At 35.2% G+C, this 13,492-nt stretch carries 12 protein-coding genes and 1 other annotated feature; of the genes, 10 read left to right on the top strand and 2 right to left on the bottom strand.

What is annotated here, in order from left to right:
- Positions 1-146: 146 nt before the first annotated feature.
- The 6 genes from ACEN33_RS00315 (at position 147) to dtd (ending at position 5,910) form a co-directional block, all read left to right on the top strand.
- Positions 147-650 carry a DUF3013 family protein gene (locus tag ACEN33_RS00315; protein ID WP_407089920.1) on the top strand — a complete coding sequence of 168 codons (504 nt, stop codon included), beginning with the start codon at positions 147-149 and terminating at the stop codon, positions 648-650.
- Between the two features lie 12 nt (positions 651-662).
- Positions 663-1,625 carry a 50S ribosomal protein L11 methyltransferase gene (gene prmA, locus ACEN33_RS00310; protein WP_407089921.1) on the top strand — a complete coding sequence of 321 codons (963 nt, stop codon included), beginning with the start codon at positions 663-665 and terminating at the stop codon, positions 1,623-1,625.
- A complete protein-coding gene (locus ACEN33_RS00305; RefSeq protein WP_407089922.1) occupies positions 1,625-2,374 on the top strand; it encodes a 16S rRNA (uracil(1498)-N(3))-methyltransferase in 750 nt (249 codons plus the stop codon). Before prmA ends, ACEN33_RS00305 begins: the two co-directional genes overlap by 1 nt.
- A 14-nt stretch (positions 2,375-2,388) precedes the next feature.
- A complete protein-coding gene (gene deoC / locus ACEN33_RS00300) occupies positions 2,389-3,060 on the top strand; it encodes a deoxyribose-phosphate aldolase (protein WP_407089923.1) in 672 nt (223 codons plus the stop codon).
- 201 nt (positions 3,061-3,261) lie between these two features.
- Positions 3,262-5,409: a RelA/SpoT family protein gene (locus tag ACEN33_RS00295; protein WP_407094329.1), complete on the top strand. Its 2,148-nt coding sequence runs from the start codon at positions 3,262-3,264 to the stop codon at positions 5,407-5,409.
- 48 nt (positions 5,410-5,457) lie between these two features.
- Entirely contained in the window at positions 5,458-5,910 is a 453-nt protein-coding gene (dtd, locus tag ACEN33_RS00290; RefSeq protein ID WP_407089950.1) for a D-aminoacyl-tRNA deacylase, read from the top strand.
- A gap of 56 nt (positions 5,911-5,966) precedes the next feature.
- On the opposite strand, the gene ACEN33_RS00285 is transcribed toward dtd, so the two are convergent.
- A complete protein-coding gene (locus tag ACEN33_RS00285) occupies positions 5,967-7,223 on the bottom strand; it encodes an N-acetylmuramoyl-L-alanine amidase (RefSeq protein WP_407089924.1) in 1,257 nt (418 codons plus the stop codon).
- 443 nt (positions 7,224-7,666) lie between these two features.
- Positions 7,667-7,861: a binding site (T-box leader), on the top strand.
- 41 nt (positions 7,862-7,902) lie between these two features.
- Here ACEN33_RS00285 and hisS point away from each other — a divergent pair.
- From hisS to ACEN33_RS00270, 3 genes are read left to right on the top strand one after another with little or no spacing between them, the layout of a single operon-like run.
- Complete coding sequence (hisS, locus tag ACEN33_RS00280) at positions 7,903-9,225, top strand: histidine--tRNA ligase (RefSeq protein ID WP_407089926.1); 1,323 nt, start codon at positions 7,903-7,905, stop codon at positions 9,223-9,225.
- Complete coding sequence (aspS, locus tag ACEN33_RS00275; RefSeq protein WP_407089927.1) at positions 9,225-11,000, top strand: aspartate--tRNA ligase; 1,776 nt, start codon at positions 9,225-9,227, stop codon at positions 10,998-11,000. The genes hisS and aspS overlap by 1 nt, the downstream gene beginning before the upstream one ends.
- Positions 11,001-11,031: 31 nt before the next feature.
- Positions 11,032-11,925: a deoxyribonuclease IV gene (locus ACEN33_RS00270; protein ID WP_407089928.1), complete on the top strand. Its 894-nt coding sequence runs from the start codon at positions 11,032-11,034 to the stop codon at positions 11,923-11,925.
- Between the two features lie 62 nt (positions 11,926-11,987).
- On the opposite strand, the gene ACEN33_RS00265 is transcribed toward ACEN33_RS00270, so the two are convergent.
- The gene (locus ACEN33_RS00265) at positions 11,988-12,809 is read right to left on the bottom strand and encodes a pyruvate, water dikinase regulatory protein (protein ID WP_407089929.1); all 822 of its coding nucleotides are present in this window, start codon (positions 12,807-12,809) and stop codon (positions 11,988-11,990) included.
- Positions 12,810-12,871: 62 nt separating this feature from the next.
- Here ACEN33_RS00265 and ACEN33_RS00260 point away from each other — a divergent pair, with 62 nt between their 5' ends.
- Positions 12,872-13,327, top strand: a complete 456-nt coding sequence (locus tag ACEN33_RS00260; RefSeq protein ID WP_138403938.1) for a Fur family transcriptional regulator — start codon at positions 12,872-12,874, stop codon at positions 13,325-13,327.
- Positions 13,328-13,492 lie beyond the last annotated feature (165 nt).

Below are 13,492 nucleotides of genomic sequence, written 5' to 3'. Positions count from 1 at the left end.
AATGATATTTTCACAAAATATATCTACATAGCGAGAAAAAAACAAATAATTTTAATGTCATATTATAAGCTTGGTGGTTGTTAATTAAATTGAATTATCTTAGAAAATCAGTCATAATATGTAATGATTAAATAGGTGGTGTATGAATGAATAGAGCAAATATATTAAATGTGTTTGAACAACTTATTGAGGAGTCTTATTTTCATTGTGAATGGGCTATTGAATGGCAAGAGCGAGAGAATGCGATTGAGTTAATATTCCAAATGAATTTAGAAAATCCGAATAATCTTTCTTTTATAGATAATTATGACAACATCAGCCATCAAACTGACCTCGTATATAATATAAAAATTATGATTTACAAGGACGGTTATAAACGCTTCAGTGATAAGGATTACATTGTGTCAATACCAGTGAATAGTGAGCGTGGAATTGATTACGGAAAATGTTTAGTAATTGTTAAATACTTAAAAAAATTATCGTCTTCTGTTGATGTCAAGTGGCTTGATTTTCTTTCAGAAACGGATGTGGAAGAATTTTCATTGAAATGGAAATGGAGTGACTTTGAAGCAATCCAAAACCGCTTAATTGAAAGCAATCGCTATAGTAAAACGCCCATTTATTTTCCACATCATGAAGATATTAATTAAGGAGTGTTGAATATGGATAAAATATGGAAAGAAATAAAAGTAACGTTAGATTCCTTGCAAACAGTGGATATAGATTTAGTCAATTACTATTTAAATGAAGCGGGTGCAGTAGGCAATGAAATTAAATATGCACAAGGGTATTTAGAAAATCATCCTAATTTATTTGGTGAAATTCCAGAAGAACTACCTGAAGATTACTTAAATCATCCCGTCGAAGTGATTGGTTATTATGAATCTGAGATTGATTTAGAAAAACTTGAAGAACAATTAAAAACTGTTGGAACAAGTGATTTTAAGATTGAAGTGGCTGATTTAGAAACTGAAAATTGGCATGAAAATTGGAGGCAATATTATAAACCAGAGCGAATTTCTCGCTTTTTATCCATTGTGCCTGAATGGCAAGATAATTATGAAGCTGCACCGTTTGAACAAGTCATTTTTATGGATCCAGGCGTTGCTTTTGGTACTGGGAATCACCCGACAACTCGCCTTAGTGCTCAGGCACTTGAGATGGTTATGCAAGGGGGAGAAACCGTTCTTGATGTAGGCACTGGGACAGGAATCTTAAGTTTTATTGCTTCTGTTTTTGGAGCTAAAGAAGTGTTAGGGATGGATTTTGATCCTCAAGCAGTCAATGCTGCCATTAGTAACTTAAATGCCCAAAAGAATCATGAAATGATTAGTCATCTAATCGACGCGCAAAAAATTCGCTTTATTGAAAATGATTTACTAAAAGGGATTGACCAAACAGCGGATGTCATTGTTGCGAATATTTTGCCGCATATTCTAGTAAATTTATTCTCTGATGCTCATAAATTGCTGAATGACAATGGGTATCTGATTTTAGGCGGTATTTTAAATGAGAAAGCGTCGTTTATTGAAGAAGCAATTGAAACTCACAACTTTGAAATTTATCAAAAAACTCAGATGAGAGAATGGGTAAATTATATTGTTGTTAAGGGAGATATGGACTAATGCAACGTTATTTTTCAAATCAAGCCCTAGAAGTTAATCAACAGATTCAACTAGAAAAAGTTGATAATCATCACATTGTTCGAGTGATGCGAGGAAAGATTGATGACGAAGTTATAATCGTAGATTCAACAAATATCGCTTATAAAGCAAAGATAGAGACAATTGAAGATAACGTAGCAAACTTACGAATTATAAATGCTTTAGAAGACCAACAAACTGAATTACCCATTCAAGTAACTATTGCTTGTGGTTTATCAAAGAATGACAAGATTGATTTAATTGTTCAAAAGGCAACCGAATGCGGGATGAATGAATTTATCCCTTTGGCATTGGACAGAGATGTTGTAAAGTGGAAAGGTAATAAAATTAGTAACCGAATCGAACGACTGGAACGCATTAGTAAAGAAGCAGCAGAACAATGCCACCGTAATGTGATCCCAGAGATTAATCATTTATCTACCATTGATACTTTGCAAAAAGAAGCCGATAATTATAAGCATAAATTAATTGCTTATGAAGAGACTGCTAAGAAAGGACAACACGGCCAACTTAAAGAAACCTTGAAAGAAGTTCAAGCAGGGGATAATTTAATCATCGTCTTTGGTTCAGAGGGTGGTTTAACAGAGTTAGAAGTAGCCAAATTGAAAGAAGTAGGGTATATTGAATGTAGTTTAGGTCCACGGATTTTAAGAGCCGAAACGGCACCTATATACGCTTTAAGCGCAATGAGTTATCATTTAGAAGTATAGAAAGAGGAGATAGAATGGAATTAGCAAAATATATTGACCACACCTTATTAAAAGCAGATGCAACTGAGGAACAAATTGAAAAATTATGCCAAGAAGCAGCAGAATATAATTTTAAATCAGTTTGTATTAACCCAGCATTTGTTGCAAAATCCAAAGAATTATTAAAAGACTCAGATAGCTTAGTTTGTACGGTCATTGGTTTCCCTTTAGGCGCAAATGCGACGGAAGTAAAAGTTTTTGAAGCACAACAAGCTGTCAAAGATGGCGCAGATGAGATTGATATGGTCATCAATATTTCTCGTGCTAAAGATGGAGACTGGGCTTATGTTCTAGAAGAAATCAAAGCAGTTGTTGGAGCGGTTGATGAGTCAATTACAACCAAAGTAATTATTGAAACGTCTTTATTGACAGATGACGAGAAACGTAAAGCATCAGAAGTCGTTAAAGAATCTGGAGCAGACTTTGTTAAGACTTCAACTGGATTCTCTACTGGAGGAGCGACGCTAGCTGATGTTAAATTAATGCGTGAAGCCATAGGTCCAGATTTAGGTGTTAAAGCAAGTGGTGGCGTAAGTAATTATGATGAAGCCATCGCTATGATTGAAGCTGGAGCAACGCGTATTGGAGCTTCAAAAGGAATCGCAATTGTATCAGGAACACTATCGACATCTAATGATAACTATTAAGCTAATTTAAAACACAAATAAAGGCTGTGCTAAACAAAGGCACAGTCTTTTGTTATAATGAAATACAAAGAAAAAAACACAATATTGTTAAATGAGTATAATTAGGTTATAATTGCGCTTATATTTTAAGAAGTGAGGTGAATAAATTTGCAAGGACAAGATTTTTCAGCACAAGAGGTAATTGATTTATGTGCAAAGTACATGAATGACAGTAGTTTGGAGTTTATTCAGCGTGCGCTTGATTATGCAACGGAAGCTCATAAAGACCAATTTCGCTTATCCGGTGAACCTTATATTATTCACCCCATTCAAGTAGCAGGTATTTTGGCAGAGTTACAATTAGATCCTTCAACAATCGCTACAGGTTTTTTACATGATGTCGTTGAAGATACGGATCGAACATTGGATGATATCCGGAATGAATTTAGTGAAGTCGTTGCATTTTTAGTTGACGGAGTTACTAAACTAGGTAAATTGAAATTCCAAAGTAAACAAGAGGCTTTGGCCGAAAACCATCGAAAAATGTTACTCGCAATGAGTAAAGATTTACGAGTAATTATCGTAAAATTAGCCGATAGATTACATAATATGCGAACGATGAAATTTCAGCGTAAAGAAAAGCAGATTGAGAAATCACAAGAAGCGATTGATATTTATGCACCGTTAGCTGATCGCTTAGGGATTAGCTCCATTAAGTGGGAACTTGAAGACATTGCATTGCGTTATGTTAATTCAGAATACTACTATTCAATTGTGAATCAGATGGACACGAAGCGTACGGAACGCGAGAACTTTATTCAAGAAACAATTGATGAGATTAAAGTTGCGGTTGAAGAGTTAGGGATTGAAGCAGATATTTCAGGAAGACCGAAACATATTTATTCTATTTATCGTAAGATGGTGGACCAAAGAAAAGAATTTGATGATATTTATGACTTATTAGCTATTCGAGTCATTGTTGATTCAATTAAAGATTGTTACGCTGTATTGGGAGCTGTGCATACGCAGTGGAAGCCAATGCCTGGCAGATTTAAAGATTATATTGCCATGCCAAAAGCGAATATGTATCAATCGATTCATACGACCGTTATAGGAGCGAGTGGCAAACCCGTTGAAATTCAGATTAGAACTAAACAAATGCATATGGTTGCTGAATATGGGGTGGCAGCTCATTGGGCTTATAAAGAAGGTAAGACAAGTAAGGTTGATGAAGAAGATAGTATCAATAAACAGATGACATGGTTCCGTGATTTAGTTGAATTACAAGATGATGCTAAAGATGCCAGTGAATTTATGGATTTTGTTAAAGAAGATTTATTTAAAGATCAAGTCTATGTATTTACACCAAACGGAGAAGTGATGGAACTTCCAACAGGCTCTGGTCCGATTGACTTTGCTTATCACATTCACTCCGAAATAGGGAACAAAACAATTGGTGCTAAAGTTAACGGACGAATTGTCGCCTTAGATTATAAACTGAAGAATGGTGACATTGTTAACATATTGACTAATTCAAATTCGAACGGACCCAGTCGTGATTGGTTGAAGTTTACTAATACGAGTAAAGCCCGCAACCGAATTAAACGGTTCTTTAAACTCCAAGACCTTGAAGAGAATAGTGAACTTGGCGAAAGTATCTTAGAAAAAGAACTGAAAGAAACAGGCCACTCACTAAAAGTATTAAATAATAAAAAAGTCGAAGCTAGTTTATTAGAGCGCTTTAACTTCAATACTTTAACGGATTTATTTGCTTCCATTGGATTAGGTGAGGTTAGTGTGTCAACGATAATTAACTTCTTAGATTTAAAACAAGAAAAAGCTGAAGAAGAAATGCTTGATAATGACACAACTATTTCAAAAGAGGCTTCAAATCGTCAACGCCAAAGAACCGTCCATGAGAGTGGTGTTGTGGTTGAAGGTGCCGATAATTTAATGATTCGCTTAAGTAAATGTTGTAATCCAGTTCCTGGTGATGAAATTATTGGTTATATTACACGTGGACGAGGGATTTCAGTTCACCGTAAAGATTGCCCTAATTTGTTAGCAGAAACGGAATTAAACGATCGATTAATTGATGTTAAATGGGATCAAGAATTCCAACCAACCGAAGAATATATCACAGAATTATTCATTATTGGTTTTGATCGAGCCGGCTTAATTAATGATGTTCTGCATGTTGTCAGCCATACAGTGAAAAGTTTACTAAGTGTTAACGGGAAACGAGATAAAAATAGTTCCGCTACAGTATCACTTAAAGTGGCTGTTTCGAATACGATGCAGTTAGATGATTTAATTAATAAATTGAAAAATATACCAGATGTCTATGAAGTAAAACGTGTGACGGGATAATATTCTTTATTCAATAGTTATTGATAGTTCAAAAGAAAGGTTGTTATGATGCGAGTTTTAATTCAAAGAAGTTTAGAGAGTCATGTTAAAGTCGACGGCGAAATTTTCGGACAAATAGACCGAGGCTACGTGTTATTAGTTGGCGTGACGCATGAGGATACTCAAGAAGATGTTGCTTACTTAGCTAGAAAAGTAGCCAATATGCGACTTTTTGAAGATGGGGACAGTAAAGTTAACCTTTCTTTATCAGATGTTGGTGGAGATATTCTATCGATTAGCCAATTTACCTTATATGGTAATACAAAAAAAGGGAACCGGCCAAGTTTTACCAATGCAGCGAAGCCTGATATGGCAAACACATTGTATGAAGATTTTAACCAAGCTTTGCGAGAGTACGGCTACAAAGTTGAAGTCGGAAAGTTTGGTGCTGATATGAAAGTATCAATTATAAACGATGGTCCGGTAACAATTCTCTTAGATTCAAAAAATAGAAGTTTATAAATCAATAAAAATGACGCTATCACGTTGAATGTGATAGCGTCATTTTTATATTTATATTACTGATTATAGTAATTTTCTAAACCAGCGACAATTAAGTCAGTAATACGATCAAGATATTCTTGAGAACGAATATAATCAATATCAGTACTATTACTCATATATCCGAGCTCTAATAGAACACTTGGTCGATTATTCTCTCTTAGAACATGATAATTACCAAAGACAACGTTATTGTTTGGCAATTCAAACTGAGCCAGTTGTTGATTAATATTATCAGCTAAATCAAAGTCATCTTCATGGAAATAATAAGTCGTGGTCCCGTGCCAATCAGGCACAGGTGACGAATCATAGTGAAGTGATAAGAATGCATCGACATTGGCTTCGTTACTTAGGATTGTTCGCTCATCTAAGTCAACGAATTCATCAGTTGAACGAGTTTGAAGAACAGTCGCACCAGCAGCTTCCAATTTCTCCTGTAAGATTTCTGCTGTCCGTAAAGTAACATCTTTTTCATATGTAATATTATCTAAGCTAATCGCTCCAGAATCTTCGCCACCATGACCTGCGTCAATCATTATGGTTGCGTCGGCTAAGGAACCAGGATTGGTTGTGCCGACATGATTTAACGAGTCGCTTCCAAGGGCAGCGATACGAGATTCAATGTATCCTCTAATACCAGTTTCATCTTCAACCAAATAGAACTCAGTTTCATCTGTACCAGTAGTAATATCAATGAGTTTAAAGCGTTGATTGATAGATGGTGTATAGATGATGTCCGAATATAAATCCGGTGCTGATAAGAAGGCTTGGTTTTCTTGTCGTACGATTACTAATCTTTCAGCTTCTTCTAATTCTTCTTGCGTCATTTCATCTGGTAAAGATTCTTCTGTTGATTCAGGGTCAGGTACTGATTCAGGAATCGCATCTTGATGGATTAACTCTACAGAACTCGTTGGAATATAGCCATATTGGTTCTCATAGACAACTTGCACCCAGCCATTACTTTCGAAATTAACAATTAAATAAGTGCCCGCATCAATGTCAGCTAACTGCTGTGAATCAGTTGTTTGCTCAGAATATATTGGTGATACAACAAGCAAATGAGCGGCAAGATTTTGATCAGTTACTAAATTATCGTTATCAAGTAACCACTTTGGAATCCAACCTTCAGATGTTCCTTTATAACGCACTCGTAACCAACCATTTCGTTCGGATATAACATTCACAGTAGAGTTTATATCGATGGTATCAATGGCTTGGCTATTTGTTGCTGGTTGACTTCTTAAAACGACAGACTCTTTTTCTATCATCATTAATTCACTCGTTGTTAAGCTTAAGATAGCAATGGAACTAAGTAAAATTAAAATGAATGTAATAAAAGGTGGAAAATACTTTTTAGTATAAAGTCGTTTTAAGAATATATTGAAGGTATTGATAAAATCCCCCCACTCCTACAAAAATTTTAAAGATATTAATTTTATTATATAAATTGTGTAACATAAATTCAAATACGATTAACCTTTGTCACTCAATAGTAATATGTTTGTTATAAATCCGTTAAGGCAACATAGATTTTCAATATAAAGAGTAGACAAGCCGATTAATATGTCATTAGTTTGGTTTTAAATCATTTGCTGATTACCTCATATATTTTATCATAGTAGAAGAAACATTGCTTGGAAACGATTTAATTTGAAACCTTTAATAAATTAGTTGATTAAATTTTAATTAGACTCTATAATAAAGGAGTATTTTAATAAAATCGTTGAAGTAGCCAAGTAAATGCCTCAATAACAGAGACTTCTCATTCCGCTGAAAGTAGAAGATGAGCCATTGAAGACACTATGGAGATGAACAATGCAAAGTTGTTCCGTTAACTACGTTACAGTTCTAAGGTAATAATATATATTGTTACAAATTTAGGTGGTACCGCGTTGAAGACGTCCTATAGCAACTTGCTGTAGGGCTTTTTTATATTTATGGAGGTAAATTATGTTAAAAAAACCAAAAGGAACAGAAGATATTCTGCCAGTTAATATTGATAAATGGCATTATGTTGAAGATACTGCTCGTGCAGTATTAGATTCATATAACTTTAAAGAAATTAGAACACCTTTATTCGAATCGATTGATTTATTTAAACGATCTGTAGGGAATACGACAGATATAGTTTCTAAAGAAATGTATGATTTTATGGATAAAGGGGACCGTCACCTGGCTTTACGTCCAGAAGGAACGGCACCAATTGCCCGTGCTTATATCGAGCATAAATTGCATGGACCTGAACATCCACAGCCGTTAAAAGTTTATTATATGGAGCCTATGTTCCGTTATGAAAGACCACAAGCTGGAAGACAGCGTCAATTCCATCAATTAGGAATCGAAGTGTTTGGTAGTACAAATCCTGCGACTGATGTGGAAGGTATTGCATTAGCGATGGATTTATTTGATGAATTAGGTTTATCAAATTTATCACTACACATTAACTCTTTAGGAAAACCTGAAGAACGTGAGAATTATCGTAATGCTTTAATCGAATACTTTACACCCCTTAAAGATCAATTAAGTGAAGATTCGCAAAGACGTCTGGCTGATAACCCAATGCGTATTATCGATTCAAAAGATAAGAGAGACAAAGCTTTAGCTGAGTCTGCGCCAGTTATTCTAGATTTTCTAGGCGAAGAAAGTCAGAAACACTTTGATGAAGTTCAAGCATTACTAAATGCGCTGAATATTCCATTCACTGTGACACCAACTATTGTTCGTGGCCTAGATTATTATCAAGATACAATCTTTGAAATCCTGGCTACTGACGATTCTATTGGGGCACAGTCCACTGTATGTGGTGGTGGACGCTATGATGGCTTAGTCGAACAATTAGGCGGACCAAAGACACCTGGCTTTGGTTTCGGTATTGGTTTAGAAAGATTAATGCTTCTATTAGAGAATCAAGACGTTGACATTCCTGAATCTGAAGGCCTAGATATCTTTGTGATGAGCTTAGGTGAAGAGGCAAATATGATGGCATTACAAGTTGTTCATGCAGCTAGAAAAGATGGTTTAGTTGCTGATCGTGACTACTTAAATCGAAGCATGAAATCACAATTTAAGACAGCTGATAAATTAAATACAACGCTTGTGATTACGATTGGAGAACAAGAGATTGAAACAGGAAAAGTCCAAGTAAAACATCAAGGAACTGGGAAACAAACCGAAGTTGCTTTTGATGATTTAATGACAGACTTTATGGGCGAGTATCGCAAATTAACTGTTGATACATCAGCCATTGACAAATATTTTGGAGGTAAATACTAATGAAAAAGAGAACGACTTATGCAGGTTTAATTAATGAATCATTTGTAGATAAAGAGGTAACATTAAAAGGGTGGGTACAAAAGCGCCGTGACTTAGGTGGCGTTATCTTTATTGACTTACGTGATAGAGAAGGCTTCTGTCAAGTAGTCTTCAACGCTCAATATATTCCAGAACAAATGGATGAAGCAGATCACTTAAGAAGTGAATACGTTGTTGAAGTCACAGGGACTTTAAAACGTCGTGCAGATGAGCAAGTAAACCCTAAAATTCCAACAGGTGAATTTGAATTATTAGCCACTGAATTAACAGTTCTTGCTAAAAGTAAAACACCGCCAATTTATGTTGAAGATAGCATTGAAACTGATGAAGAAGTACGTTTACGTAATCGTTTCATCGATTTACGTCGTCCGAAGATGTTCAACAACATTCGTTTACGTCACCAAGTGACTCAAACAATTCGTCAATTCTTAAATAATTTGGACTTTATCGATGTTGAAACACCTTACTTAACTAAGTCAACACCTGAAGGGGCACGTGACTATTTAGTTCCAACACGAAATAACGCAGGTCATTTCTTTGCATTACCGCAATCACCACAATTATTCAAACAATTATTAATGGGTGCGGGAATGGACCGTTATTACCAAATCGTACGTTGTTTCCGTGATGAAGATTTACGTGGAGACCGTCAACCAGAATTTACACAAGTTGATATTGAAACAAGTTTCTTAACTCAAGCAGAAATTCAAGAATTTACTGAAGATATGTTAAAAGCAGTAGCGAAAGCAGCTAGAGGCATTGAAATCACTGAAGATTTCCCAGTAATGACTTATCAAGAAGCGATGGATCAATACGGTTCAGATAAACCTGACATTCGTTTCGAAATGAAATTAGTGGATCTTTCAGACTTCGCTAAAACAACTGACTTTGGAGTGTTCAAAGGTGCAGTTGATAACGGTGGTCAAGTAAAAGCAATCAACTTAAAAGGTCATGCAGACGATTATACGCGTAAAACTGCAGACGAATTATATAACGTAGTTAAACCATATGGAGCGAAAGGTCTAGCATGGACAAAAGTTTCAGAAGATGGCTTTAACGGTCCAATTGCAAAATTCTTCTCATCAGAAGAAGACTACAACTACTTAACCAATGCGTTAGACGCTAAAGTAGGAGATATCATCTTCTTTATGGCTGACTCTACAAAAGTCGTAGCAGACTCATTAGGCGCACTTAGACTTCACTTAGGATCTAAGCACGAATTATATGACCCATCTGAATTAGCTTTCCTTTGGGTAGTAGACTGGCCATTACTTGAGTATGATGAAGACAACAAGCGTTATGTTGCCATGCACCACCCATTCACATCACCACAAAATTCAGATATCTCTGAATTATCAAACAATCCTGCAGATGCGTTAGCAAATGCGTATGACATTGTTTTAAATGGTTATGAAATTGGAGGAGGAAGTATTCGTATCCATACTCGTGAAATGCAAGAACAAATGTTTGGTTTATTAGGTTTCACTAAAGAAGAAGCATATGGTCAATTTGGTTTCTTATTAGACGCGTTAGATTATGGCTTCCCACCACACGGCGGAATTGCATTAGGATTAGATCGTTTAGTTATGATTCTAGCTCAAGAACCAAACATTCGTGAAGTAATTGCCTTCCCTAAAACAGGACGCGGCTTAGACTTAATGTCACAAGCTCCAAGTAGAGTAAGTAATGACCAATTGCGTGAATTAAATATTTCAGTTAAAGAAAGTAAAAAGTAATTTAAAGGTTTAACAAACAAGGAGAGATATCATGTATATCGGATCACATGTTTCAATGAAAGGCAAAGAGATGCTTTTAGGTGCTGCTCAAGAAGCAGCATCTTACGGAAGTAATATCTTTATGATTTACACTGGTGCGCCTCAAAACACGCGTCGTAAAGAAGTCTCTGAGTTTAGAATTGAAGAAGCGAAGGCGTTTATGAAGGGGAAGGGTATTGAATTTTTCACCGTTCATGCTCCATACATTATTAATCTCGCTAATACAACGAAGGAAGGCTACCATGAATTTGCGATGCAATTTTTACGAGAAGAAATTGAACGCGTAGAAGCTATTGGTGCCACTCAAATTACGATGCATCCAGGTGCACATGTGGGCGCGGGTGCTGAAGTTGGGATTAAGCAAATTATCAACGGCTTGAATGGAGTGTTAACATCTGAACAATCACCTCAGATTGCTTTAGAGACCATGGCAGGTAAGGGGACAGAGATTGGTAGAAACTTTGAAGAGTTAGCCGCTATTATTGATGGCGTTACTTTCAATGAGAAATTATCAGTTACCCTAGATACATGTCACGTTTATGATGCGGGGTATGATCTTGTGAATGATTTAGATGGAGTTTTGAACGAATTTGATAAAGTGATTGGCTTAGATCGGTTAAAAGTCTTACATATCAATGATTCAAAAAATCCTTTTAAGAGCCATAAAGATAGACATGCTAATATTGGTGAAGGATCTATTGGCTTTGACACATTGAATGTAATTGTTCATCATCCACAATTAAGTCATATACCTAAGATTCTAGAAACACCTTGGGTGCCACTTCCTGAGAAAGAAAAGGTTAAAGTTGCCCCATATAAAGAAGAAATCGCTATGTTTAAAGCGAAGTCTTATAATCCGAATTTAATGACAGATATTTTAAGTTAAAAAAACACTAACGTATATTTCGCTCTTTGAGAGCCAAGTATGCGTTAGTGTTTATTTTGATATTAGATTCTTTGTGGTAAATTCATGACTTCCATGACGATACTCGCTGATTCTTCAATGCTACGATCAGAAACATTAATAATTGGACAACCTAACTCTTCATAAATTTTATGAGCGTATTCCAACTCTTCATTGACACGTGTTTTAGAAGCATATTTTGAACCCGTACCTATGCCGTATTCCTTCATACGCGATTCTCGATGTTTATTTATTACAGCAGAACTATTCGTTAAACCAATGATTTTCTTTGGATCGATTTCGTATAGAATCGGTGTGACTTCCTTTTCAGGAATTAAAGGTAAGTTTGCGACCTTATAGCCTAAAGTACCTAGATACATACTTAATGGTGTTTTACCAGTTCGAGAAATACCTAGAATAACAATCTCAGCTTCGCGTAAACCTTTAGGATCTTTACCATCATCGTAAGCTAGACAGAATTCCATGGCACGAATGCGATCGAAATAATCTTCTGATAATTCATATTGGGCACCACTGATAGCAGATGGTTCAGTTTCTAATCGACGAGCAATTTCTAAAGTGAAAGGTTGAATTAAGTTATAACAAATTAAACCAGTCTTAATGCAATATTTTTCAGCAAATTTAGCAAGTTCTGCATCGGCAATTGTCATAAACACTAAACCATCATGTTCATTTGCATCTTCAAGAATAGATTGAAGTGTTTCATGGTTTGAAATAAATGTATATTTATGTGATACTGTATTGACATTAGGAAACTGTGCGAAAGAGGCTTTTGCCACCTTTTGAGCAGTTTCTCCAATTGAATCTGATAAAATATAATAATGTAGTACTTTATTATTATTCATGTTAAAATGACCCCCTATAAGTTCTTACATCATAGCATATTTATATAAGGAGACGTCAAGTAATGACTTATGAAGTTATAACAAAAAAAGAAGAAAATAAAATTAATGAAGCAATTTTAAAATTAAAAGAATTCGGCTTTAAAAACACTAAAAAAAGACAAGAAATATTAACGCTGTTTGCGTGTAATGATCGTTACTTAAGTGCGCAAACAGTTCATGAGAAGCTAACAGAAAATTATCCCACAATGAGTTACAACACTACGTATCGTAATGTATATGACTTTGTCGAAGCTGGTATTCTGGAAGCAACAGAATATAACCAAGAACAACATTTTCGTATGAATTGTTTAGACCACAATCACCATCACCATCATTTCATTTGTACAAATTGTGGGATGGCAATACCTTTAGAAACATGCCCGATGGATTTAACCAAAATGACGGATGCTTTAAATGATGTTCAAATTGACACACATCGATTTGAAATATTTGGTTTATGTTCAAAGTGTAAAGTATAAAACTTAAATTAAAAATCTTATCTAATAAATTTTGCGATAAACAGCATAAAAAACCTATATTTAATCGAATTTTTGGAAATAAATTGACACTTTCTATGAAAAAAGTTTCATTAAGACCTTGCAAAGACAAGGTTGTTTGATTATAATATTACAAGAACTTTATTA

Origin of the sequence: Ruoffia sp. FAM 24228 (assembly GCF_045528575.1) — a bacterium.
GTDB classification, from domain to species: Bacteria; Bacillota; Bacilli; order Lactobacillales; family Aerococcaceae; genus Ruoffia; species Ruoffia halotolerans.
The sequence above is the reverse complement of the archived record's forward strand: the minus strand, read 5'-3'. Positions and strand labels throughout refer to the sequence as shown.

Coding starts and splice junctions, on each gene's coding strand:
- ACEN33_RS00315 (WP_407089920.1), top strand. CDS start 147: ATGAATAGAGCAAATATATTAAATGTGTTTGAACAACTTATTGAGGAG.
- prmA (WP_407089921.1), top strand. CDS start 663: ATGGATAAAATATGGAAAGAAATAAAAGTAACGTTAGATTCCTTGCAA.
- ACEN33_RS00305 (WP_407089922.1), top strand. CDS start 1,625: ATGCAACGTTATTTTTCAAATCAAGCCCTAGAAGTTAATCAACAGATT.
- deoC (WP_407089923.1), top strand. CDS start 2,389: ATGGAATTAGCAAAATATATTGACCACACCTTATTAAAAGCAGATGCA.
- ACEN33_RS00295 (WP_407094329.1), top strand. CDS start 3,262: ATGAATGACAGTAGTTTGGAGTTTATTCAGCGTGCGCTTGATTATGCA.
- dtd (WP_407089950.1), top strand. CDS start 5,458: ATGCGAGTTTTAATTCAAAGAAGTTTAGAGAGTCATGTTAAAGTCGAC.
- ACEN33_RS00285 (WP_407089924.1), bottom strand. CDS start 7,223: ATGATGATAGAAAAAGAGTCTGTCGTTTTAAGAAGTCAACCAGCAACA.
- hisS (WP_407089926.1), top strand. CDS start 7,903: ATGTTAAAAAAACCAAAAGGAACAGAAGATATTCTGCCAGTTAATATT.
- aspS (WP_407089927.1), top strand. CDS start 9,225: ATGAAAAAGAGAACGACTTATGCAGGTTTAATTAATGAATCATTTGTA.
- ACEN33_RS00270 (WP_407089928.1), top strand. CDS start 11,032: ATGTATATCGGATCACATGTTTCAATGAAAGGCAAAGAGATGCTTTTA.
- ACEN33_RS00265 (WP_407089929.1), bottom strand. CDS start 12,809: ATGAATAATAATAAAGTACTACATTATTATATTTTATCAGATTCAATT.
- ACEN33_RS00260 (WP_138403938.1), top strand. CDS start 12,872: ATGACTTATGAAGTTATAACAAAAAAAGAAGAAAATAAAATTAATGAA.